Source organism: Staphylococcus sp. HMSC34G04 (assembly GCF_001838765.1).
Taxonomy (GTDB): Bacteria; Bacillota; Bacilli; order Staphylococcales; family Staphylococcaceae; genus Staphylococcus; species Staphylococcus epidermidis.
The window spans coordinates 1-25,061 of record NZ_KV838688.1 but is presented as its reverse complement, the minus strand read 5'-3'; the positions used below and the strand labels follow the sequence as shown (position 1 = coordinate 25,061).

Genomic DNA, 25,061 nt, shown 5'->3' with positions numbered 1-25,061 from the left:
ACGGGTAAAAACACTGTCATATCAATGTTTTATAATCAAATGATCAAACGAGTAAGAAAGTGGTGGATAGGTGGAGGGACTGAACACATCTATCCCAAAATCATTCATAATTTGAAGTGGATTCCAAACTCTTTCTTGTAGACCACCCATTGGATGGAGTGTTTCACTGATTTCTCTAAACTGTCGCATACTTATATCATTTTCTCTTTCAATATTCAGTAGGTATCGTTTGATTAAATAATCGTATTGATTGAGATGAATTTGATTATTTTTTTCTAAAAGAAGTTGGTTGTCATGGTTATTTTCCACATAAGTTAATAAATTATTATAAAGTTCTTGTTGCTGAGTTTTCATTTCTTCTACTTCATTTATAAAATTATTTGACGCTTTTTCACGAACAAAACGTTGACGTTCCTGTTCTACTCCATTTGCAATGACAGACTCTATTGATAAATTATATTGTTTTAATAACTTTTTAGTTCTAGCATACAAATACGTGATTCTTAATCTCGGCATAACAATAGGCATTTCTACATTTAACGTATCAAAAACACCTTTTAATTCTGCCCAATATTTGATTTCGCTTGGACCTCCGATAAATGCTACTGTGTTAAACAACCATTCCTCTACAACTGGACGTGTAACAACATTATTAGAAATTCTTTCAGGCTCTCTTTCTATGATATCTAACAAATTTTGTTTCGTGTAACGTTTCTCAGTTTTATTCAGTTTAAAATAAGTGCCATCAAAATTTAAAAGCTGTCTCATTCCGTCTTCATGGATAAACAAATGCGTGTTTGTCTCTGTTTGTATCATTGATGGAAGTTGTTGTTGAGTTGTTCGTATCTGAGTTTCACGAAAAGATTGATCGACTTGATCCCTCTTTTCTAATATCTCTTTAAACAACGGTTTCTCCATCTGTCTTAATTCAGGGTATTGAGCATCAATGAGTAGAATGCCATAGTCCTTAAACACTTCATGTATCAATCCCTTAAAAATATCAGTCCATGAATCATATTGATTAATAATATTGACGCACATTTGATAAACATCTTGAGTATGTACAGTTTCCTTTATTTCTTTAAAAAAGTGATTTAATGATGCTTTTAATTCGTTCTTATCAGGAGTATATCTTGAAACATTACTATCTGGTGGTGTCATCGTATGATACTTTACTTTTTTCAAAGTAGTTTCTTTATTATTGAATGCATACGTATGATTTACCTCTTCAAAATCATGGTCCTCACCAGCAATCCAAAACACAGGTACAATAGGCGTATCGTATTTCTCAGAAAGTTGACGACTTAAAATTATAATTGAGAAAATCTTATGAAACGTATACAGTGGACCCCCAAAAAGACCAGCTTGTTGTCCACCAATCACTACTTTTGCACCATCAGCTAAAGCATCTATGTTATTCAGTTGCTGATGTGTTAAATTTAATTCATTCATGTAAGATTTAATCACTCGTGATAAATGAAATTCCCTTCCGTTATTAGGTGTTTTTAATCTTCTATCAAAGCTTTCTTTTTGCGATGCATCATATTCATAAAAAGATGTAATTTGAGATTCACTATTTTTTATTTTATTAATGAACTGATCTTGTTCAGTTAACTTTAACGTATTACACTTCATGTTTTTACTCCTTCATTATCACTATTCCTCATATAGTATAAAGATTATATTTCTTATTGACAATTTAACGGCTTATACATTAATTTATCTAAATTTTTGACAAAACAACTAAGTATGATTATTAAATGAAAAAGCATTTTAAAGAGGGTATAATAAAATAAAGAAACAAAGGGGGAAACGATATGGGTGAAGTTAAACATTTACAAATCAACTACAAAACTGATGAGCTTTTCGCTGATTTCAGAGAATTTGGTAACAAGAACCTATATATGATTGAGGAGCTAAAGGGACAAATGATTGATGCAAGTTCCGATTCTCCTTTTTATGGAATTTTTGTTGGTAATAAATTAGTTGCGAGAATGGCACTACTTGATAAAGGAGAAGTAGAAGAAACTTATTTTCCTAATAGCAATGACTATATTCTACTTTGGAAATTAGAAGTATTAGATACTTACCAAAGACGTGGATATGCTAAGCAACTATTAAACTTTGCTAAAGAAAATAAAAAACCAATTAAAGCTATTGCTAGAAATAACTCAAAAGCGTTCTTTTTAACACAAGGTTTTAAAGATGTAGCAACCAAAAATCCTGAGGGGCACGACATCCTAATATGGAATCCATAATGTCGTAACAATAATATATCAATTAAACTGAGCCAACACTTGTAGTGATAAATTTTACAAGCGTTGGCTCAACTTACACTTCTTCAATTGTCTTTTTCTCTCCTATTCACTCAACAATGTGAACCATTTCTGATAAGTCATTAATGATATAATCCGGTTGAATAGACGTATGGTTTTCTTTTTGTCTGATATTAAACCAACATGTTGATATATTAGCATTTTTACCACCTAAAATGTCAGACGTTAAAGAATCTCCCACAATCAGAGTTTGATTCCTGTTATTCTCTCCGATATGTTCAAACACAAAATCGAAGAACTCTGTCATCGGTTTTTGAAATCCAGTTTGTTCAGATATAAAGACGTCTTGAAATATTTCATTAAATTGTGTCTGAGCAATTCGTCGTAGCTGTGTTTCTGTTACACCATTGGTTACTATATATAGAGAATGATTTAATTTTAATTGTTGTATAACTTCTAATGTATGATCAAATAATTTAACCGGTGCCTTTGCCAATTCATCTCTAAAGCACTCATCAGCTTCTTTTCCATTTACATGAATATGATAGTCATTAAAATAATTAATAAATCGTTGTGACAGCACTTCATCTTTAGTCAATTTATTTTGTTGAAATGCTTCCCAATGGGCTTGGTTCACTTTCCTAAAATGTTCGAAATCCTGTTGACTTGGCTGATGATTATATTTCTGTGCTAAATTATAAAACGCTTTTTTCTCAGCATCATAAAAATCCACTAATGTATCGTCGAAATCAAATAATATATTTTTGAATTTCATATTCAAATCTCCTATTTATTAACAATCTTTTTTAATAAAATAGTAACAAATAAAATGGCACAAAAAAAGACCAGAGCATTCGCTCTGGCCAATAATTAATTGTGTATTAGAAACCGAAGATTTTACCTAATACGCTAACGCCACTTTCTACGATGTCAACGATACTAGTTCCTAATTTAGTCCAATCTTGATCTTGTGCTGCTTTTACTGTATTTGCAATAGCTTCTGCTAATTTTGACATGTTTATCTCTCCCTAATTAATTATTTAAATTTATATTTTAAAAGACTATGATTAATTAAAATCCGAAGATTTTACCTAATACGCTAACGCCGCTTTCTACGATGTCAACGATACTAGTTCCTAATTTAGTCCAATCTTGATCTTGTGCTGCTTTTACTGTATTTGCAATAGCTTCTGCTAATTTTGACATGTTTATCTCTCCCTAATTAATTATTTAAATTTTAAAGTTTTAATTTTTAAATTATTGACCTAATAATTTAGAAATAACACTAATACCATTTTCAACAATACCAGCGATGCCTGAAGCTAATTGAGACCAATCTTGGTTGATTCCTGCATCTACTACACTTCTAATTGCGTCAAATAATTGTTCCATTATTCAAAACTCCTTTAAATAAATTTTATTATTATGCGAGATCGTTGATGATGAACTAATTTCCCAAAAATCGATTCACCATATCAACGCTACTTTCTATGATGTTAACAATACTTGCCCCTAATTGAGTGCCATCGTTAGTGATGGCTGCTTCTAAGATGTCTTTAAAAGCGTTAAATAATTTCATTATTAACACTCCTAAATGAGTTAATAACTCCAAAACGATTGGATACGATTGCGATTCGTTATCTCTATCGTTTTGTTACCTTTACTATAAAGTTAATTTGACTCAATTTGTTGCATTTTTCATACTAAATAATTAAGAGTTCCTAACTGTTATTTTCCTTAGGTTTTACAACAGTTAGGCATGCACAACTGTATTGCACTCTATTTTATTGATATAAACATATAGGATTTTATATCAAATTAACATTTATGTATAAAAACCTCTATTATAGTGAAAAATATAAATAATTTTTATTAGGTACCTATTGCTAAAAGACATATATTTAGATATAATAATTCTTGTGTTGAAAATGTCCTGGTAGCTCAGCTGGATAGAGCAATGGCCTTCTAAGCCATCGGTCGGGGGTTCGAATCCCTCCCAGGACGCTATAAAAAAAGGAGTCTCATTGAATGAGGCTCCTTTTTTATTATGTAAAATACAATAATATAATTCAACAGAGATTAAAACCCACTATATATTACCAAAGAGCAAACTTAATAAGGCGTATACATCACGTAAGTTTAACTTAGCCATCGATGACCACATCATTAATAAACCTGAAACATTTTAATGTCCCAGGTTTATTCTTTATATAAAAGTTTTGCACTTATTATTCCTAACTGTCTAATATTCAATCTTAACTGTTTCGATGACCTGATTTTCTCTATTTCTAAAATTCAAAATGATGGTATTTTCATCATCCTTGTATACGAGCTCAGCAAAAGTTTCTTCGATTTGACTACGTGATTGAGAAATACTACCAGGATTAATTACATGGATGCCACCTATTTGCTCATATTTTGCCACATGTGTATGTCCATAGAAGGCAAACAAACATCCTAATTCTTTTGCCTTTTCAGCAAGTTTCATTCGTGTTTGGTTTACTTGATAAAGATGACCATGAGTATAAAAGGCACGGACTCCGTTTTCTTCAGTGATTGCTTCTTCTAAAAACTCTGGATAAAAATCACAATTACCTTTCACACGCTGATACAAACTAAGTTCTGTGTCATTATAACTAAATTCAGAATCCCCTAAATGTAAAAATTTATCTGCATCTTTATGTAGATCATAAATATGATATAAGATACCTGTTTCTTTGTGATTATCACTAAGAATAATCCACTTAGACATGTTGTTCACCCTCTAAATATTCTTTTAACAGTAGAATAGCATTTCCACGATGACTGATTTTACCCTTTTCATCATTTGTAATTTCTGCCATCGTTTTATTTAATTCTGGAACGAAAAATATTGGATCATAACCAAAACCATTTTTTCCATGTCGTTCAGTTGTTATCACTCCGGAAACTGTTCCTTTAAATGTTTTTGTTTTTTCATTAGGCGCACTCATACTAATCACACAAACAAATTGAGCACGACGGTCTTGAACATCTTCTAAGTTCGTTAACAACTTTTCAATATTATCTTCATCATTCTTACCTAATCCTGCATAGCGCGCTGAATATACGCCTGGTTCCCCATTTAATGCGAACACTTCAAGTCCACTATCATCTGCAATGACACGCTTATTTAATGCATGTGCTGCCGCTTCGGATTTTAACTTAGCGTTTTCTTCAAATGTGGCACCTGTTTCTTCTACATCAAAATCTTCAATCAACTCAGAAATTCCAATAACATTTTGATTTTTAAAAATAGCTTTAAAATCGTTTATCTTACCTTGATTATTAGTTGCAATAACAATATCTTCCATATCATTCTCTCCTTCTATGAATCATTTACAGTTATTCTTTTGACTTCAACTTTCATATTTAACCATTCATCAATAATATTTTTAATATGTGTGGTGTCACCAGTCGCAAAAAATCGATGTTGGGGATGTTCTGTGTAACTGGCATGCTCATTGCTAAACGTGAGTAATGCACTTACTTCTCTTGCTGTTTCTAAGCCAGATGAGATAACTGTTTTAGTACCACTAAAATATTCATAAATAGGCTGATATAACAACGGATAGTGTGTACATCCTAAAATAACCGTGTCCGCATCACTGTTTCTCCATTGCTTCAACGTTTGATGAATCACAATATTAGTGATTGTAGGGTCTTTATAGCGCATTTGTTCAACTAGAGGAACAAAGCCCGGGCATGCAACACTATAGACATTCACATTTGGATTTATCTTTTTTATATGTGTGCGATACGCTTCTGATTTAATTGTTCCTTCGGTTCCTAAAACTAATACATTTTGATTTTTTGTAGTCATTATCGCAGTTCTTGCTCCAGGTTCGATAACACCAATGACAGGAATAGGTAATATGTTTTGTAAATAATCTAACGCAACTGCCGTAGCAGTATTGCAAGCAATAACCAGCATTTTTATATCAAATTCCATCAATTTTTGAGCTAGTTCCGTTGTGAATTTTTTAACTTCTTCTCCTGGTCTTGGACCATATGGACAACGTGCTATATCACCTAAATAATAAATAGTTTCATTTGGTAACTGTCTCATAATTTCTTTAGCAACAGTAAGACCACCAACACCTGAATCAATGACTCCAATAGGTTTATTCATACTTCTTCACCCTTATTTTTACAATTACCTTACATTGTATCACAGTATCATATAACTGTAGATATTTACGTTTATAGTTCTTGTAAAGTGAAATTCCTATATTTATTCTACAATCAGCAAAAAATGACCAAGGCGAAGTTGCCTTGGTCACTATAAGCTATATTAATCTACTTGATGGTCTGAACCAAAGAATGATTTAAACATATGGAAAGAGGTTTCTCTATTCATTGCGGCAATTGACGTTGTCAATGGTATACCTTTAGGACATGCATTCACACAGTTTTGAGAATTACCACATTCTTGCAGTCCACCTGCACTCATCAATGCATCTAAACGCTCATCTTTAGTCATAGAACCTGTTGGATGTAAATCGAACAAACGTACTTGAGAAATAGCTTGTGCACCAACAAATTTATTGTTTTTTGTGACATTTGGACATACTTCTAAACATACACCACAAGTCATACATTTAGACAACTCATATGCAGTTTGACGTTTTTTCTCTGGCATACGTGGTCCAGGTCCTAAGTCATATGTTCCATCAATAGGAATCCATGCTTTCATTCGTTTTAAGTTATCGAACATTCTTGAGCGATCAACTTGTAAATCTCGAATGACAGGGAAAGTACTCATAGGTTCAAGACGAATAGGTTGTTCTAATTGATCAACAATAGCTGAACATGATTGTCGTGCACGGCCGTTGATTACCATTGAACAAGCGCCACATACTTCTTCGAGGCAATTCATATCCCATGTGACTGGTGTCGTTTTTTCACCTTTAGAGTTGACTGGATTTCGTCTGATTTCCATCAAACATGCGATTACGTTTAAATTTTCCTTATAAGGAATTTCAAATGATTCTTCATAAGGTTTTGATTCGCTATTATCTTGACGTTTAATTATCAATTTTACTGTTTTTTGTTTTGGTTGTTGATTTTGACCTTGTACTTGAGTTTGTGGATTACTTTGAGTTTTTGGAGTTTCTTTTAATGATTGATCAGCCATTATTTATTACCTCCTTTAGACTTACTTGTGTAGTCACGCTTACGAGGTGGAATTAAACTTACATCTACTGGCTCATAAGTAAATTCTGGCTTTTCACTTCTACCTTTATAACGAGCCATGGTTGTTTTTAACCATTCTTCATCATTACGTTCTGGGAATTCAGGTTTGTAATGTGCACCTCTAGATTCGTTACGATTATACGCACCAATCGTAATCACACGAGCAAGAACCAACATATTCCATAATTGTCGTGTGAAGAATACTGCTTGGTTGCTCCATGTTTGCGTATCTTCCATATCAATATCTTCATAACGTTTCATAAGTTCTTGAATTTTTTTATCTGTTTCAAGTAACTTTTCATTTTCACGAACCACAGTTACGTTAGCTGTCATAATTTCACCTAATTCACGGTGAAGTTTATAAGCATTTTCAGTACCACGCATATTTAATAAATGATCAAATTTTTCTTTCTCTTCTTTAACACGAGCTTCGAAAATACTGTCATCTAAATCTGTATACGATTTTTCAACATTTTCAACATATTTGATAGCGTTAGGACCTGCTACTGTACCTCCATAAATAGCTGAAAGTAAAGAATTAGCACCTAAACGGTTACCACCATGTTGTGAGAAATCGCATTCTCCAGCTGCAAATAACCCTTTGATATTAGTCATTTGATCATAATCTACGTATAAACCACCCATTGAATAATGTACTGCTGGGAAAATCTTCATTGGAACTTTACGTGGATCATCACCTGTGAATTTTTCATAAATTTCAATAATACCACCTAATTTAACATCTAATTCGTGTGGATCTTTATGAGATAAATCAAGGTATACCATGTTTTCTCCATTGATGCCTAACTTTTGGTTAATACAAACATCGAAAATTTCACGTGTCGCTATATCACGTGGAACCAAGTTACCATAGTCTGGATATTTTTCTTCTAAGAAGTACCAAGGTTTACCATCTTTATACGTCCAAATACGGCCACCTTCACCACGAGCTGATTCACTCATAAGACGTAATTTGTCATCACCTGGAATCGCAGTCGGATGTATTTGAATGAATTCACCATTTGCATAAATCGCACCTTGCTGATAAACGATGGACGCCGCTGAACCTGTATTAATCATTGAGTTCGTCGTTTTACCAAAGATAATACCAGGACCACCTGTTGCCATGATAACAGCGTCTGAACCGAATGATTGAATTTCTGATGTTGTCATATTTTGAGCGACAATACCTCTTGCAGCATCTTCTTCGTCTTTAACAATACCTAGAAATTCCCATCCTTCGTATTTAGTTACTAAACCATCCACCTCAAATGAACGAACTTGCTCATCTAATGCATAGAGTAACTGTTGACCTGTCGTTGCGCCAGCAAATGCTGTTCTATGATGTAGTGTACCGCCAAAACGTCTAAAGTCTAATAAACCTTCTTTCGTTCTGTTAAACATAACCCCCATGCGATCTAACAGATGGATGATTTTAGGTGCAGCATCAGCCATTGCTTTGACTGGTGGTTGATTGGCCAGGAAGTCTCCACCATAAACAGTATCATCAAAGTGAATCCACGGTGAATCTCCCTCACCTTTAGTATTAACAGCACCATTTATGCCACCTTGTGCACAAACAGAGTGCGAACGCTTTACCGGTACAATGGAAAATAAATCTACATGTGCACCTTGTTCTGCCGCTTTAATTGTTGACATCAGACCGGCTAGTCCTCCACCGACAACAATAATTTTTTTCTCTGCCATAGAAATGTCACTCCCCTGAATATTTAAATCTCAAGCCCTACTTTTAATTTTCAGATATAAACTAACTACTAAACAGTTAATCTTTAACGTTTCATAATTTCTTAGTAGTAAATTTATCTATACTCACTTATTTCAAAATGAAAATTCGTATACTTATATAAACGCAATAACAGCTGCAACACCAATATAAGAAATCACTAAAAATACTATGAGTGAAATCCAAGTAAAAACACGTTGTGATTTTTTAGATTGTAAAAAGCCCCATGTTACACAAAATGACCATAAACCATTAGCAAAATGGAAAACAACAGCAATGACACAAATAATGTAAAAGATTGCCCATAACGGATGTTGTAATGTTTCATGCATTAGATTATAGTCCACAGATTTACCATAAAAAGCTTTCTGCAAACGTGTTTGCCATAAGTGCATTGCAATAAAAATAAATGCTAAAATACCACTTACACGTTGGAAGAAAAACATCCAGTTTCTAAATAATGAGTAATGTCCGATGTTCTCCTTAGCAGTGAAAGCGATGTGTAAACCGAACAAACCATGGTATAACAATGGTATATAAATAAGTATAAATTCCATCACAATAAGGAATGGTAAAGATTCCATAAATCCTGACGCTCTATTAAAAGCTTCAGCACCTTGCGTTGCTTGATGGTTTACCATTAAGTGTACAATTAAAAATGCACCTATCGGAATAACCCCTAATAACGAATGTAATCTTCTAAGGTAAAATTCATTCTTTGATTGAGCCAAAAAGAGTCCCCCCTGCGAAACTTATAATTTAAATTGCTAATTCTTAGAAACTTGTATGCAAAATGCCCTAAAGTTTTACATAAAAGACCAGCGTTGATTTACTTTTTTATTTAGTACTTGTCTTTATAATTAATATCGACCTATACACAAGTAGGACTTAAAAAAGTAAAAAGCCAGTCATTGAGCAGTAAGTTTAAAGATTTGGAAATCTATTAGTTGTGACAATTAACATGAAGTGATAACTTTTCTCATTTAGAAAACGCTTCCATACAACTTTAAAAAAATTAGCTTTTGATACGTACATTGTAACATTAATTTCACAATTTTTGGGCATGAGAATGATTCTCATGCCCACTTTTTAATAATTATTTGTTTTGTAACGCGTTTTGAAGGTTTTTAGCAACCTTTTCAGGCAATCCTGCTTGTCTTAATTCATCAAAAGACGCTTCTTTCATTTTCTTAATCGATCCAAACGTACGTAATAATGAAGTTTTTCTCTTAGTTCCAATACCATCAATGTCATCAAGAACAGATTTCAGACCTGTTTTTTGACGTGTTTGTCGGTGGAATGTAATTGCAAATCGATGAACCTCATCTTGTATGCGGTGTAATAGATAAAATGCTTGACTATTCTTTTTTAAAGGTACTATTTCAGCACTTGCTCCATAAAGTAGTTCAGATGTTTGGTGTTTATCATTTTTTTGTAAACCAGCAACTGGTATATCTAGCCCAAGCTCATTTTCGAGTACATCCATCACACCATTCATATGACCTTTCCCACCATCAACTATTATTAAATCTGGTAGAGGTAGCCCTTCGTTAAGTACACGAGTATAGCGTCTACGAACGACCTCTCTCATAGATTTATAATCATCAGGTCCTTCCACTGTTTTAATCTTATATTTTCGATAATCTTTTTTATGAGGTTTGCCATCTACAAATGTAACCATTGCTGAAACTGGATCAACACCTTGAATATTTGAATTATCAAAAGCTTCAATTCTTATTGGTGTTTGGATACCCATACGCTCTCCTAGTTCTTCAATTGCTTTGATGGTTCTTGACTCATCTCTAGCAATTAATTCAAATTTATTATCGAGTTGCACTTCAGCATTGTGATTCGCTAAATTAATCATGTCTTTTTTAGCTCCTCGTACTGGTTGAACAATCTTAGTATCTACCACCGACTGAATGATATCCTTATCAAGATTTTTAGGTACATGAACTTCTTTAGGTATTAGATGCTGATTTAAACTATAAAATTGACCTATAAAAGTATAAAATTCTTCTTCCTCTGTTTGTTGTATTGGTATCATTGTAGCATCACGTTTAATCATATTACCTTGTCTAACGAAGAAGACTTGAACACACATCCAGCCTTTAGAAACACTATAACCAAAAACATCTCTAATTGTATTATCCGAAGACATAATCTTTTGTTTTTTAGTTAAATTGTGAATGTGTTGAATCATATCCCTATATTCTTTTGCTTGTTCAAAATCTAACTGTTCACTCGCTTTATTCATGCGTTCTTCTAAATGATTCAAAATTGTTTTATCTTCCCCATTTAGAAAGTCCGTAATTTCTTTTGTCATTTGAGCATACTTCTCTAAATCAACATCATAGACACACGGTCCCATGCATTGTCCAATATGGTAATAAAGACACAGCTTATCTGGCATATTATCGCATTTTCTAAATGGATAGATACGATCAAGTAATTTCTTTGTTTCTTGTGCAGAATACGCATTAGGATATGGACCAAAGTATTTACCTGAATTCTTTTTTACAGTACGAGTAACAAGTAATCGTGGGTGCTTTTCTTTGGTAATTTTAATAAAAGGATAACTTTTATCATCTTTTAATAAAATATTATATCGGGGTTGATACTGTTTTATAAGATTAAGCTCTAGCAGTAGCGATTCTGTCTCACTTGATGTCACGATAAATTCAAAGTTACGTATTTCTCCAACTAAACGGGTTGTTTTAGCATCATGTGCGCCCGTAAAATAAGAACGTAGACGATTTCTTAAACGTTTTGCCTTCCCCACATATATAACCTGATCATTTCTATCTTTCATTAAGTAACAACCCGGCTCTAAAGGGACTACGTTTAATTTTTCTTTTATTTTCTTTTGATATTCCTCCAAAGGGCTCCTCCTTTCCATTATCAAATTAATTAATGAAAACAAAATAAAGCTGGAGCAATTACTCAATGTAATGCCCCAGTCTTTATTTATGTTAATCTTATAGATGTTTATCTAATACTTCTGCTAAGTTTTCTTTAGGTTGGAAACCTACAACTTTATCAACTGGTTCGCCATCTTTAAATACAATTAAAGTTGGGATACTCATTACTTCATATTTCGCTGCAGTTGATGGGTTTTCATCAACATCTAATTTTAAGATGTCAGCTTTACCATCATAGTCTCCTGCTAGTTCTTCTAAAACTGGTGCAATCATTTTACAAGGTCCACACCAAGTCGCCCAGAAATCAACTAATTTAACACCAGATTCAATTTTGCTATCAAAATCAGAATCAGTTACTTTTACGATTGCCATAATGCCAATCCTCCTTAATTTTCAATGATGAACAAATTATAACAGAGATTAATCACCTTTGCATTATAGATGCTCTTAACAAACATAGCGAGTTTAGAGCGACTTAACACATTAGTTATTATGGTAATGTGCGCCCTTGTCCTTTCGTTAAACTTTATACTTTAAGTTAAGCACTGTTATTAAATATTTTTAATACTGAGTTCTATAAAATCGTTCATTTAATTATTCAGATATAGTCACATTACTCATATCTAAAGGTTACTTGAGTTCTGCCACAGTGACACCAAATCCACCTTCACTAGGCATACCTCCCCTAAATTGTCTAACGCTTTTATGTTTTTTCAAATGTTGTTGAACACCTTTTTGAAGTGCCCCCGTACCTTTACCATGAATAATATAAACTTGTTCGTAATTGCTTAAAACCGCCTGATCAAGATATTGATCTAATTCATTTAAAGCTTCTTCGTAACGATATCCTCTTAAATCTAGTTCTGTTTTAATAGTTTGTCTATTTTGTCTTGTTACCATTTTTGTAGGTTTTTCTTTTTTCTTTTTCGTTTTTTCTAAATCTTCAATAGGTAATTTCATTTTAATGATTCCCATTTGTACAACTGCTTCTTCGTCACCTACAAGTTCAAGCACTTCACCTTTTTGACCGTAAGATAGAACTTTCACTTCATCTCCAGTATGAATCGTATCATACTTTTTCTTTTGAACATGTTGCTTAATTGATTTTACCTCATATTGATCATCAAGTTGTTTCTTTTTATCAATTAATTCATGTTCTTTTACCTCAGCGCCCTTATGATCTCTTAGATTTCTAAGTTCTTTAAGAATTTCGTCCGCTTCTTTAGTCGCAGATTTCACACGCTGATTAGCTTTTTCTTTAGCTTCATCCATCAATGATGTCTCATAATTTTGATACTGTTGGTATTGTTTAGACAAAGCATCGTGGGTTTGCTGTGCTTCCCTCACAAGTCGATCTAATTCTATACGTTGTTGATCAACACGTTTTGAATTTTGTTCTAATGATTCAATCATGGCATTGATCTCTTGCTCGTCTGTCCCTATCATTGTCTTAGCTTTATTAATGATGTTGAGACTTAGACCAAGTTTTTTCGATATATCAAAGGCATTAGATCTCCCTGGAACACCCATTAATAATTTATAAGTCGGGCTCAGTGTTTCAACGTCAAATTCAACGCTTGCATTCATGACACCTTCACGATTATAACTATAAGCTTTTAATTCAGGGTAATGTGTTGTTGCCATAACTAAAGACCCTAAACGGCGTACATAATCTAAGATACTCATTGCGAGTGCCGCACCTTCACTTGGATCTGTACCTGCGCCTAGTTCATCAAATAAAATGAGACTATTTTGATCTGCATCTTGTAATATTTCTACTATATTTTTCATGTGAGATGAAAATGTTGATAATGATTGTTCTATAGATTGTTCATCTCCAATATCACAATATACATTTTCAAAGATACTTAATTGACTTCCATCCAGTGTAGGAATTAACAATCCTGATTGTGCCATGACAATTATCAATCCTAGTGTTTTTAAAGTAACCGTCTTACCACCCGTGTTTGGTCCAGTAATTATGACTGTTTCTACATCGTCAATAAATTCAATTGTATTTGCTACAACAGTATCTTTGTCTAATAAAGGGTGAAATGCATTAGGTAAATATATAGTTCGATCCTCTTTAAATGTAGGTTTTGTCCCTTTTATAGTGCGCGCATAACGAGCTTTAGCAATTAAAAAATCAATTTGACCCATAACCGATTCAGCAATGAGTAATGCGTCAGCTTCCGCCGAAACAAATCCCGTCAATTCAGTCAATATACGTTCACGTTCAACTGCTTCATCATTACGCAAACGACTGATTTGATTATTCATCTCTACAACAGAATTCGGTTCAATATATAGTGTTTGTCCTGATGCCGATTGATCATGAACAATACCATTGAAATCTTGTCTATATTCAGCTTTCACCGGAATAACATTGCGATCATTTCTTACTGTTACAATTGCATCAGATAGTTTTTTTTGATTCCCTTGATTTTTCACTATTCTATCTAAATTTTGACGAATTCGTTGGTTTGTTCTTGAAATTTTACTTCTAATACTTTGTAAAGTATAACTTGCATGGTCAAATAAATCGTGTGCATCACATGTTTCATTAATTTCTTTAAATAAATCTGTAAGTATCGGTAGATGATTCATTTTATCATGCAGTATAGGATACTTAACCTCTTCATCTTCTTCTAGCATTTGATTGTAAAATGTTTTAAATTGATTTTGCACTTGAACTAGGCGTTTAATTCTGTTTAATTCTGCCACATTTAAAACGCCTCCTATGCTGGCCCTATGAACAAGTGGAGACACTTTTGCTAGACCACTTAAACTTGGTAATCGATGCTTGTTATAGATTTGTGAAATTTCGTCTGTTTCATTCATTTGAAATTCTACTGTATCAAAATTACTAGCGGGAGCCATCTCTTGTACTTTTTCACGACCTAGATCACTTATAGTTTCATCTGCCACAAATGATTTAATCTTTTCAAATTCCAAGACATCTAATGTTTTTTGTCTCATGCAATCCCTCTATTTCTTATATTTATTCGTTTCAACAAATGAGCGAAAGGCTTCCTTCGTCATTGTATTAATGACCCTCTCTTTATTGACAAATCCTTTTTGTGCAGTAGCAACACCATATTTCATGAAATCAAGATGATTTGTATGATGAGCATCCGTATTAATTGTTAACTTAACCTTTGGATATTTACGAACGATTTCTGCATTTAAATCTAAACGATGTGGATTTGCGTTAATCTCTAAAATTGTATTTGTTTCTTCGGCTAAATTCATTAACTTTTCAATATTAGCTTTATAACCTTTTCTACGTCCAATAATACGGCCGGTTGGATGAGCAATGTGACGCACATATGGATTTCTACATGCTGTTTCCAAACGTTTCATGATTTCGTCTTCAGATTGATTAAAGCTTTGATGAATAGCTGCGATAACATAATCAAGCTGTGCCAATACTTCGTCATCGTAATCTAATGTTCCATCAGGTAGAATGTCCATTTCTGTTCCTGAATATATATCTATTTCCTTATACTCTTCATTTAATTGCTTTATTTCTTCATTTTGTCTTAGCAGACGGTCGACTTGTAATCCATGAGCTACTTTTAAACTTTGTGAGTGATCTGTAATGACCATAAATTCATAACCTTTTGCAATATTTGCCTCAATCATTTCTTTAATCGAAAAGGCACCATCACTATATGTTGTGTGCATATGCAAATCTCCATTGATGTCACCTAATTGAATGATTTGACTCAGATCTTTATCAAACTCACTACCGTCTTCACGCATGGCAGGCGCAATCCAATCTACACCAAAATGATGATAGATCGCTTCTTCACTTTGTAATTGTAATAGCTTACCATCTTGTTGTTCGATACCATACTCACTAACCTTTTCGTCACGTGCTTTTGCTAATTGTCTTATTCTAATATTATGATCCTTCGAACCGGTGAAGTGTTGTAAAGTATGGTAAAAAGCAGCAGGTTCTATCAATCTAAAATCAACACCAATCGTCTCATCATCATAAGCTAATTCCAGAGAAATTTTAGTATCCCCAACAGCAACATCTTTGACTTTATTCGGAATACGGAGTAATTGTTGTTGAACTTTTTTAGGCTCTGATGTACTAATTATGAAATCTAAATCTTTACTCATTTCCTTATATCTTCTAAAACTACCAGCAGTTGAATATTGTTTAACTCCTTCTAGCTGTTCAATAAATTTTACAATTTCTTGGTTGAGACCTCTCATTAGCTCTATAGGATAACGATCCTTTTTAGCACCTATCGCCTTCACTGCTTCTAAAATGTTTTGCTCTGTCTTTTTTGCAAAACCGTTTAAAGCACTGACTTTACCTTCTTCACAGGCTTTTTGAAGTGTTTCTTTATCAGTAATTTGAAGTTCTTGATATAGTTTTGCTATTTTTTTACTGCCTAATCCCTGTATTTTCAACAGTGGCACTAACCCTTCAGGTACTTCATCTTGAAGTGCTTGAAGAGTCGATGATTGACCTTTTGTTTTAAATTCATTAATAACTTCTCCTACGCCTTTTCCAATGCCTTTAAGTTCTTTTACATCATCAATCTCTTCTAATGTACGCTCATCAACCTCTAAACTTTGTGCAGCTTTTCTATAGGCTGAAACTTTAAATGTATTTTCTCCTTTTAGCTCCATATATATAGCTATTTTTTCTAATAATTGAATTACATCTTTTTTTGTCATCAATATCACTCCATAAAAAGAAGACCAGGACATAACATTAACGTTCGAACTTGTCCTGACCTCATGTCATTACTTTATAAATTTAAAATAAATTGTGATAAATAAAGAATTTGTTCAATCACAACTCGACTTAATAGCGATTGAGATAATTGGTACTGTATAAATGAATGCGGATATAGCGATAATAAATAAAGTCCAATTTGTAAATATATAAAAACCGCTATGATACTCAAAACGACACTCGATATCCGACTTACTAAATGTATCTTTTTATACGTTATTATATTATCAAATGTAACAACAACTAGATACAAAATAAGCTTACACATACCAAATATTATAATAAATGCTATCACTTTTTCAAATCTGTATTGCAAATGATCATAAGGTATAGTATAGACCATATCAAACGCCACTGTTTTAGGAAATGGCACAAAAACAACTAAACGTTGCGCAATAGATTGATAATATTGTGACGCAATAAATAAAGATACAATTGAAGAAGCAAAATGCAATATCGATAACCAAATACCTCTACGAAACCCTATCACTATAAAGTAACAAATAATAATAAGAACAAATATATCAATGAGCATTTATTCATCTCTTTGTTTTAATTGATTTATTTCTTGCTGTAATCGTCTGTTCTCTTCTTCTAAAATAACTTTCTCATGCATAATATTCACAGATGTTAAAATCGCTTTTCGAGTTGTATCTAAACCTGCTGATTTTTGACCTAATTCTTGCATTTTTTCATCAACAAGATGTGCTACATAACGAATATGTTCAGGGCTATCTTCGCCAATGATTGTGAAATGTTGATCATTAATCGTAACATTTATTCTATTTTTAAATTCACCCATACTAATTTCTCCTGACCTTGGATTAAAATGATTTTAACTTAAACAATTATTCAAATTCCAATTTATTAAATTGTAAATTGTAGTATTTTACATAATTTTACTTATCATCAAATATTATACATGAGTGTAAATACCAATGTAAACGTCTGTTATTAAAAGATAATACAGATGACATATTCAACAATATCATTTAAGACTATCTTCAATATTAAAATTTGATAAAATATAAAAGAGTACAAAAAAGAGAGGATTCAATTAATGGGAAATGTAGTATACAAACTCACGTCAAAAGAAATTCAATCATTGATGGCTCAAACTACTTTTGAGACGACGAAGTTGCCTCAAGGTATGAAAGCTCGTACGAGATATCAAAATACTGTTATCAATATCTATAGTTCTGGCAAAGTAATGTTTCAAGGTAAGAATGCTGAGCAAGTAGCGAGTCAATTGCTACCAGATAAGCAATCAACAACTGGCAAACATACATCATCAAATACAACTAGTATTCAATATAATCATTTTCATTGTATTGGTAGCGATGAAGCAGGCAGTGGCGACTATTTTGGTCCATTGACTGTGTGTGCAGCTTATGTGAGCCAATCACATATCAAAATCTTAAAAGAACTTGGTGTAGATGATTCAAAAAAACTAAACGATACTAAAATCGTCGATCTTGCAGAACAGCTCATTACCTTTATCCCGCATTCTTTATTAACATTAGATAATGTTAAGTATAACGAACGACAAAGTCTAGGATGGTCTCAAGTTAAAATGAAAGCTGTCTTACATAATGAGGCTATCAAAAATGTGATTCAAAAAATTGAGCAAGATCAACTGGATTATATTGTTATTGATCAATTTGCAAAACGAGAAGTTTATCAACATTACGCATTATCAGCATTACCTTTTCCTGACAAAACAAAATTTGAAACAAAAGGTGAGTCTAAATCACTAGCAATCGCGACAGCAAGCATTATTTCTCGCTATGCATTTGTTAAACACATGGACCACATCTCTAAAAAACTACATATGGAAATCCCAAAAGGCGCAAGTAATAAAGTAGATTTAATTGCCGCTAAAGTCATTCAAAAATATGATATTCAACAACTTGATACTATTTCAAAAAAACATTTTAAAAACAGAGATAAAGCAATTCATCTAATAAATCAAAAATACAATAAATAAAAGGACTTACGCACTAGTATTTATTACTAATGCGTAAGTCCTTTATGATAATTATCTAATAATAGCACCATGCTTTTTAAGTGCTTCTAAAATTTTATCATGCACAGCATTTACACGTTCATCGGTAAGTGTGTTTTCTGTATCTAGATAACTAAGTCTAATTGCAATAGATTTTTTCCCTTTTTCTAAATGTTCACCCTCGTATACATCAAATACGAGTGTATCATTTAAAATATCTTCACCATTCTCATGAATAATGGATAACAATTCAGAAGAAGTAACTTCATGATTAACTTCTAATGCAATATCACGTGTTACACCTGGAAATCTAGGTATAGGCTCATAATTAATATATCCTACAGAAACTTCCATCATTGCATCATAATTAAGTTCAAATACATACGTGCGCTTTAAATCATTGTTAGCAGCCAACGTAGGGTGTAGCTCACCTATGAAGCCAATATCTTTACCATTAAGTGACACAATTGCTGTTCTTCCTGGATGTAACCCATCTATTTGACCAGCTCTAAAATCGAATTGAAGATTAAGCTTTTCAGCAACACGTTCAACAATACCCTTAGTTAAATAGAAATCAACGGGCTCTTTCTTGCCTTGCCATTTGTTATTAACAAAGTCTCCAGTTAATATACCGCTCAAGTATTCTACTTCATCTGGTAACTCACCTTCACCGTTACCAAAGAAGACACGTCCGATTTCATATAACTTAACATTTGTATTTTTACGAGCAACATTGTATGATACTGCATCAATTAAATGCGGCAATAAACTTTGACGTAATGTGGAATGTGCTTCACTCATAGGCATAAGTAATTCAATTGTAGAACGATTTTGTAATGCAAAATCTGTAGCATGATTTTTTGATACCAATGAATAAGTAATAGCTTGGTCTAGCCCAGCGCCCTCAAGTGTTTCTTTAACAGTACGCGTTTTAAACTGTCGATCTGTTAGTTCTCCACTTGTAACATCTTTAAATACAGGTAGCGTTGATGGTATGTCATCGTATCCATATATACGCGCTACTTCTTCTATTAAATCTTCTTTAATAGAAATATCTTTACGTCTTGATGGAACATTCACGATAATGTCACCATTTTTATTTTCAGTTTTAAATCCTAATTGCTCAAAAATATCAATGATTTCTTCATCAGTTAAATTAAAACCAATTGTACGGTTAACTTTGTCAGCAGTGATTTTTATTGGAGTCACAAATGATCCTAAATCTCCATATGAAATTCGATCTTTTAAAACTGTTGCTGAAGCATATGTTTCAAGTAAATAACAAGCTCTGTCTACAGCTTCATCGACGAATTCAGTTGCAATCCCCTTTTCAAATCGACTCGATGATTCGCTTCTTAAATTTAAACGGCGTGATGTATGTCGAATAGATACAGGATCAAAGATAGCCCCTTCTACTACAACATGTCGTGTTTGTTCAGTGACTTCAGAGAAATCTCCTCCCATAACACCTCCTAATGCTATAGGGTCTTTCCCATTTGTAATGACAATGTCAGTATCTAACAATCGACGTTCTTCACCATCTAAAGTTCTCATTGTCTCATCTTTTTTAGCCTGTCTAACTTCAATAGATTGCGAACCAATTTGCTCTTGATCAAACATGTGTAGAGGTTGGCCATATTCTAAAAGTACATAATTGGAAATATCTACCACATTATTAATTGGACGTATTCCCGCTTTAATTAATCGGAACTGCATCCATACTGGAGAAGGACCAATAGTCACGTCATGAACAACACGTGCACTATAGTAAGGTACTTTATCTTCGTTTTTAACTTCTATTGTTAGTTCATCTTTAGCAGACTCTTGACTTTCATTGCTTGTTAACTGAGGTTTATTCATTTTAGTTTGATATAAAGCTGCGACTTCATACGCAGTACCTATCATACTTAATGCATCAGCACGATTAGGTGTTAAATCAAATTCCATCACTTGGTCATTAAGATATAGTGCTTCTAGCGCATCTGTTCCAGGTTTTACTGCTTCTGGAAATACATATATACCTGATTCATAATTTTTAGGAGTTACATGACTTGAAATACCTATTTCTTGTAATGAGCAAATCATACCTTCAGAGCGTTCGCCACGTAATTTGGCACGTTTAATTTTAACTCCACCAGGTAAACGACCACCAACTTTAGCAACAATCACATGTTGCCCTTCATCTACATTTGGTGCACCACAAACAATTTGAACTGGTTCTTCTTCACCTAAGTCTACTTGACAAATATTTAATTTATCAGCATTGGGATGTGGCGTCTTCGACAAGACATGTCCAACTACTAATTTTTTTATATCTTTTGTATAGTCAATAATATCATCGACTTCAATTCCAGTTCTTGTAATTCTCTCTGCTAACGCTTGAACTGACTGGTCAACATTCACATAATCTTTTAGCCATTCGTTTGAAATTAACATTATTGTTCACCTCTATCTTCTACAGCTTTAAATTGATCTAAGAAACGGACATCATTGGTATAAAAGTGACGAATATCTTCAATACCATACTTTAACATTGCAATTCGATCTGGTCCCATACCAAATGCGAAGCCAGAATATTCCTTAGAATCGAATCCGGCCATTTCTAATACATTTGGGTGAACCATGCCTGCTCCTAAAATTTCAATCCAACCTGTGTGTTTACAAACATTACAACCCTGTCCTTTACATTTGAAACATGATACATCTACTTCAACTGATGGTTCAGTAAACGGGAAATAACTTGGGCGTAAACGAATCTCACGATCTGCACCGAATAATTTTTTGGCAACTAACTCTAAAGTCCCTTTTAAATCGCTCATTTTAATATTTTTATCAACTACTAAACCTTCAATTTGTGTAAATTGGTGGCTATGCGTTGCATCATCTGAGTCACGTCGATAAACTTTACCAGGACAAATAATTTTGACTGGTCCTTGTCCTTTACGTTTTTCCATAGTACGTGCTTGTACTGGTGAAGTATGTGTACGCATTAAAATTTCTTCTGTGATATAAAAGCTATCTTGCATATCACGTGCTGGATGCGATTTAGGTAAATTTAAAGCTTCAAAATTATAGTAATCTTGTTCAACTTCATAACCATCAACAATTTCATAACCTAACCCTAAGAACAAGTCTTCAATCTCTTCAACTGTACGTGTTAAAGGATGCTTTGATCCTATTTCAATATGACGACTTGGCAATGTGACATCAATTGTTTCTTCAGAAAGCTGTTGATTTAATTTCTCTTCTTTGATTAGCTTTTGTCTTTCATCTAATTCACTCTGAATAGTTTGTCTTAATTCATTTACCTTTTGACCGTACGCTGGTTTTTCTTCATTAGGTAAATCTTTCATATTTTTCATTAAGGCGCTAACAGAACCTTTTTTACCTAAATATTTCACCTTTACTTCTTGTAACGCTTGCGCATCATTTGCTTCATTAATATCAACTAAAGCTTGTTGCTTCAACTCAGACATTAGATCATTTTGAGTCATGACTGAATTCCTCCTTATATAGTCCCTTCAATTATTTACAAATCAATACCGCCACTTGTTAATAACAAAAAAGCTTTCATCCCCTGTTCAAAAGGGACGAAAGCTTTCCGTGGTACCACCCAAATTTATGCATGCGCATACACTTGTAAATCTATTGATAACGGAATGACTATTCCGACTTAAATTTCTTTAAGTTACCAAAAAGATGAAAAAATTATTACAAGTTGGAATGACTTTCAGTCTCGATCATTCTCCCTTTTCAACTTTCTAAATAATTTATGTCTTTTTATAGGTTATTATTAATATGTTAAAGCGATAGTAATTTTGAAATTTCATTCATTATTATAGTCGATGATAACATCAAAGGTCAACCTTTCAGCTGATACATTAAGATACTTCCAGCAATAGCTACATTTAAACTCTCAGCTTTGCCATAAATAGGAATAGTAAGATTTTGCGTTGTTTCTTTTAATAAATCTGGGTTGACACCCTCTCCTTCATTACCTAATACAAGCGCAAAATTGGCTTGTGCTTCAACATCATTGAAGCTCACTGCGTTTTCAAGTGCCGTACCATACACTGGACCATTAAATTGATGAATATAATTATAGATGTCATCAAAAATGACTGGTATATGAAAAATACTTCCTTGACTAGCACGTATCACCTTATCTTGAAAAGGGTCAGCCGTCCCCTTCTCCATAACTATCAAATCTAATCCAGCAGCATCAGCTGTCCTAATTAAAGTTCCTAGATTACCAGGATCTTGAATACGGTCAATTAATAACACTTGTTTGGCTTGTGTCTTATCATAAGTTGGTTTTTTTATAATGGCAAAGAAACCTTGCGGTGTAACAGTTCCAGAAAGTGCTTCAGCAACTTTTAGATTAATTTGATACACTTCTTTCGCATAATCAACTATTGAAGATGACATTCTATCGGGATCAACGATAAACAATTGTATTACTTCAATTTGACTTTGATAAGCTTCTTCTATGAGATGAATCCCCTCTATTAAAGCAAGACCTGTTTTATCTCTTTCACGTTTCTTTTTTAATTTATTCGCATTTTTTATTTTACTATTTTGAGCAGAAGTAATTTGTTCCATTAAAATATGTCTCCATCTTCAAAAGTTTATAATTCTATTGTAAGTGAATATGTATCATTTTCAAAGTCAATAATAATGTATTCTTTAAAATTGATATGTCCCTTGAAAATCAATCAATTTTGTAGTTCTTTCATTTAAGCGATTTTAATTTTAACACGTATGATGATTGTTTTGAAAACAGAAAAAATATTCAATAATTATTTTATATAGTTGTTTGAAGTTAGAAAAATATGTTAATATATTGACATCTAATACAAACTTAGATAGATTTATTTCAATCTAGTTTCAAAAATCTCAAACGCAACTGAGACAACTACATTCAAAGGAGAGATTACATTATGAAAAAATCTAGTAAATTTTCAAAAGATTTCCCTACTAGAAAAAATCATTACGCAATTAGAAAATTCACAGTGGGCACTGCTTCGATTATCGTAGGATCATTCTTATTTTTCGGACAAACACAAGCTCATGCTGAAGAATTCGAAAGAGTAACTACTGGTACAGTTGACACAGGTGGACAGCCTGCTAGAGCAGATCAAGGACAAGAAGGACCACAAGCAGGCGCGGATACGCACAATACAGCAAGTCAACCTGGTGCTACAGGTCAAGATGCACCAAATGAAAATCATGCTGGTGACCAAAATGCTGCAGTTACACTTCCGGCTGATCAAGAAAATAATGCACCTCAAGCTGGTGCTGGTACTCCTGGTGCTGAGAATACACCACAAGCTGGTGGTGAAAATCATAATCAAGATAATGCAGTAACTGCAGCTGGTACTAGTGGGGAACAAAATGGTGGTAAACCAGCTACGTCAACGACTGGTCAAGATGCCGCGCAACCCAATGGACCTCAAGGTACTTCAGTAGCTCAACCTAGTAATGATGCTTCTAGTCAAGGTCATGATACACCTCAAGCTGATGCTGGTACTCATAATACAGAAGGCCAACCTGCTGTAACTACTGGTGAACAAGCTGGTGGTAAACCTGCTGCAACGAAACCTGAAGGTGCCGATACAGAAACTGCGCCAGTGCCTAATACTGCTGATGAAAATCACGCTCAACCTTCACCACAATCAGGAGGTACTACAGCAACACAAGCTGGACAAGTAAAACCGTCTGGAGATTCTACGCCTACCGGTAAGCCAAACACAGCAGACGATCAAGGTACACAAATTAAACCTACAAGTAACCAAGGTACTACAGCAACAACTGGTGAAACTGGAAATCAAAAACCAAGTGGTCAAACAGGTAATACTGAGAACACACCTAATAATGGTACGCAAGTAAAGCCTAATAATAACCCAGCTGTGACTGGTACTCCAAATGCTAATGAAGAACAAACTGGTCAACCTAATGCAACAGTAACACCAGGACAAGGTAATGACGAGATTAACGGAGCTACTAAACCTGGAGAAGTGTCCCCGAAACCTGAAGAAAACAATCCAGCTGTGACTGAACCTGGTACAACTGCACCTGGGAATACTAATCAAGGCACTCAAGTGAAACCTAATCCAGATCAAAATAATAACCCAACTACTGG

General features: G+C 33.5%; 24 protein-coding genes, 1 tRNA gene and 1 pseudogene. 4 read left to right on the top strand and 22 right to left on the bottom strand.

Features of this window, described 5'->3' with window-relative positions:
- Positions 1–21 precede the first annotated feature (21 nt).
- On the bottom strand, positions 22–1,635 hold the full coding sequence (bshC, locus tag HMPREF3241_RS00510) for a bacillithiol biosynthesis cysteine-adding enzyme BshC (protein ID WP_002486271.1): 1,614 nt from the start codon (positions 1,633–1,635) through the stop codon (positions 22–24).
- A gap of 182 nt (positions 1,636–1,817) precedes the next feature.
- On the opposite strand from bshC, the gene HMPREF3241_RS00505 reads away from it, so the two are divergent.
- Complete coding sequence (locus HMPREF3241_RS00505; protein WP_002446220.1) at positions 1,818–2,258, top strand: N-acetyltransferase; 441 nt, start codon at positions 1,818–1,820, stop codon at positions 2,256–2,258.
- 106 nt (positions 2,259–2,364) lie between these two features.
- Here the strand turns inward: HMPREF3241_RS00505 and HMPREF3241_RS00500 are convergent, their stop codons facing one another.
- The 5 genes from HMPREF3241_RS00500 to HMPREF3241_RS00480 all read right to left on the bottom strand — a co-directional run bounded on the left by HMPREF3241_RS00500 (position 2,365) and on the right by HMPREF3241_RS00480 (position 3,855).
- Entirely contained in the window at positions 2,365–3,051 is a 687-nt protein-coding gene (locus HMPREF3241_RS00500; protein WP_002446219.1) for a YjjG family noncanonical pyrimidine nucleotidase, read from the bottom strand.
- Between the two features lie 106 nt (positions 3,052–3,157).
- Entirely contained in the window at positions 3,158–3,292 is a 135-nt protein-coding gene (locus HMPREF3241_RS00495; protein WP_001830095.1) for a beta-class phenol-soluble modulin, read from the bottom strand.
- Positions 3,293–3,347: 55 nt separating this feature from the next.
- On the bottom strand, positions 3,348–3,482 hold the full coding sequence (locus HMPREF3241_RS00490) for a beta-class phenol-soluble modulin (protein WP_001830095.1): 135 nt from the start codon (positions 3,480–3,482) through the stop codon (positions 3,348–3,350).
- A 51-nt stretch (positions 3,483–3,533) separates the two neighbouring features.
- Positions 3,534–3,668 carry a beta-class phenol-soluble modulin gene (locus HMPREF3241_RS00485; protein ID WP_002446218.1) on the bottom strand — a complete coding sequence of 45 codons (135 nt, stop codon included), beginning with the start codon at positions 3,666–3,668 and terminating at the stop codon, positions 3,534–3,536.
- A gap of 55 nt (positions 3,669–3,723) precedes the next feature.
- Positions 3,724–3,855 (bottom strand): beta-class phenol-soluble modulin, encoded by a 132-nt coding sequence (locus HMPREF3241_RS00480; protein WP_001830076.1) that lies wholly within the window; start codon positions 3,853–3,855, stop codon positions 3,724–3,726.
- A gap of 351 nt (positions 3,856–4,206) precedes the next feature.
- On the opposite strand from HMPREF3241_RS00480, the gene HMPREF3241_RS00475 reads away from it, so the two are divergent.
- A tRNA-Arg gene (locus HMPREF3241_RS00475) sits at positions 4,207–4,280 on the top strand.
- Between the two features lie 238 nt (positions 4,281–4,518).
- On the opposite strand, the gene HMPREF3241_RS00470 is transcribed toward HMPREF3241_RS00475, so the two are convergent.
- The 13 genes and pseudogenes from HMPREF3241_RS00470 to zapA form a co-directional block, all read right to left on the bottom strand.
- Entirely contained in the window at positions 4,519–5,028 is a 510-nt protein-coding gene (locus HMPREF3241_RS00470; protein WP_002475918.1) for a YfcE family phosphodiesterase, read from the bottom strand.
- On the bottom strand, positions 5,021–5,608 hold the full coding sequence (locus tag HMPREF3241_RS00465) for an XTP/dITP diphosphatase (RefSeq protein WP_002446216.1): 588 nt from the start codon (positions 5,606–5,608) through the stop codon (positions 5,021–5,023). The genes HMPREF3241_RS00470 and HMPREF3241_RS00465 overlap by 8 nt, the downstream gene beginning before the upstream one ends.
- 14 nt (positions 5,609–5,622) lie before the next feature.
- Positions 5,623–6,426, bottom strand: a complete 804-nt coding sequence (gene racE / locus HMPREF3241_RS00460; RefSeq protein ID WP_002446215.1) for a glutamate racemase — start codon at positions 6,424–6,426, stop codon at positions 5,623–5,625.
- A 162-nt stretch (positions 6,427–6,588) separates the two neighbouring features.
- On the bottom strand, positions 6,589–7,431 hold the full coding sequence (sdhB, locus tag HMPREF3241_RS00455; RefSeq protein ID WP_002446214.1) for a succinate dehydrogenase iron-sulfur subunit: 843 nt from the start codon (positions 7,429–7,431) through the stop codon (positions 6,589–6,591).
- Positions 7,431–9,197, bottom strand: coding sequence for a succinate dehydrogenase flavoprotein subunit (gene sdhA, locus HMPREF3241_RS00450; RefSeq protein ID WP_002446213.1), 1,767 nt, complete (start codon positions 9,195–9,197; stop codon positions 7,431–7,433). The genes sdhB and sdhA overlap by 1 nt, the downstream gene beginning before the upstream one ends.
- A 153-nt stretch (positions 9,198–9,350) precedes the next feature.
- Complete coding sequence (locus tag HMPREF3241_RS00445) at positions 9,351–9,965, bottom strand: succinate dehydrogenase cytochrome b558 subunit (protein WP_002457415.1); 615 nt, start codon at positions 9,963–9,965, stop codon at positions 9,351–9,353.
- A 140-nt stretch (positions 9,966–10,105) separates the two neighbouring features.
- Positions 10,106–10,299: pseudogene (locus HMPREF3241_RS13075) on the bottom strand (hypothetical protein).
- Positions 10,300–10,330: 31 nt separating this feature from the next.
- Positions 10,331–12,133: an excinuclease ABC subunit UvrC gene (gene uvrC, locus HMPREF3241_RS00440; protein WP_002446211.1), complete on the bottom strand. Its 1,803-nt coding sequence runs from the start codon at positions 12,131–12,133 to the stop codon at positions 10,331–10,333.
- Positions 12,134–12,212: 79 nt separating this feature from the next.
- The gene (gene trxA, locus HMPREF3241_RS00435) at positions 12,213–12,527 is read right to left on the bottom strand and encodes a thioredoxin (RefSeq protein ID WP_001830148.1); all 315 of its coding nucleotides are present in this window, start codon (positions 12,525–12,527) and stop codon (positions 12,213–12,215) included.
- A 258-nt stretch (positions 12,528–12,785) separates the two neighbouring features.
- The gene (locus HMPREF3241_RS00430) at positions 12,786–15,134 is read right to left on the bottom strand and encodes an endonuclease MutS2 (RefSeq protein WP_002446210.1); all 2,349 of its coding nucleotides are present in this window, start codon (positions 15,132–15,134) and stop codon (positions 12,786–12,788) included.
- Positions 15,135–15,143: 9 nt separating this feature from the next.
- Positions 15,144–16,853 carry a DNA polymerase/3'-5' exonuclease PolX gene (gene polX, locus HMPREF3241_RS00425; RefSeq protein ID WP_002486265.1) on the bottom strand — a complete coding sequence of 570 codons (1,710 nt, stop codon included), beginning with the start codon at positions 16,851–16,853 and terminating at the stop codon, positions 15,144–15,146.
- A gap of 74 nt (positions 16,854–16,927) precedes the next feature.
- On the bottom strand, positions 16,928–17,449 hold the full coding sequence (locus HMPREF3241_RS00420; RefSeq protein WP_070853377.1) for a CvpA family protein: 522 nt from the start codon (positions 17,447–17,449) through the stop codon (positions 16,928–16,930).
- Positions 17,450–17,716 (bottom strand): cell division protein ZapA, encoded by a 267-nt coding sequence (zapA, locus tag HMPREF3241_RS00415; protein ID WP_001830081.1) that lies wholly within the window; start codon positions 17,714–17,716, stop codon positions 17,450–17,452.
- A gap of 258 nt (positions 17,717–17,974) precedes the next feature.
- Between zapA and rnhC the strand changes: the two genes are divergently transcribed.
- Positions 17,975–18,901: a ribonuclease HIII gene (gene rnhC / locus HMPREF3241_RS00410; RefSeq protein WP_002446206.1), complete on the top strand. Its 927-nt coding sequence runs from the start codon at positions 17,975–17,977 to the stop codon at positions 18,899–18,901.
- Between the two features lie 51 nt (positions 18,902–18,952).
- Here rnhC and pheT read toward each other — a convergent pair whose 3' ends face one another.
- From pheT to HMPREF3241_RS00395, 3 genes are all read right to left on the bottom strand, one after another.
- On the bottom strand, positions 18,953–21,355 hold the full coding sequence (gene pheT / locus HMPREF3241_RS00405) for a phenylalanine--tRNA ligase subunit beta (protein ID WP_002446205.1): 2,403 nt from the start codon (positions 21,353–21,355) through the stop codon (positions 18,953–18,955).
- Positions 21,355–22,413 (bottom strand): phenylalanine--tRNA ligase subunit alpha, encoded by a 1,059-nt coding sequence (gene pheS / locus HMPREF3241_RS00400; RefSeq protein ID WP_002446204.1) that lies wholly within the window; start codon positions 22,411–22,413, stop codon positions 21,355–21,357. The genes pheT and pheS overlap by 1 nt, the downstream gene beginning before the upstream one ends.
- Positions 22,414–22,780: 367 nt before the next feature.
- A complete protein-coding gene (locus tag HMPREF3241_RS00395) occupies positions 22,781–23,521 on the bottom strand; it encodes a TrmH family RNA methyltransferase (protein WP_002446203.1) in 741 nt (246 codons plus the stop codon).
- Positions 23,522–23,859: 338 nt separating this feature from the next.
- Here HMPREF3241_RS00395 and HMPREF3241_RS00390 point away from each other — a divergent pair.
- Positions 23,860–25,061, top strand: a 1,202-nt coding sequence (locus HMPREF3241_RS00390) for a YSIRK-type signal peptide-containing protein (protein WP_070853376.1), incomplete at its 3' end; no start/stop codon positions are given.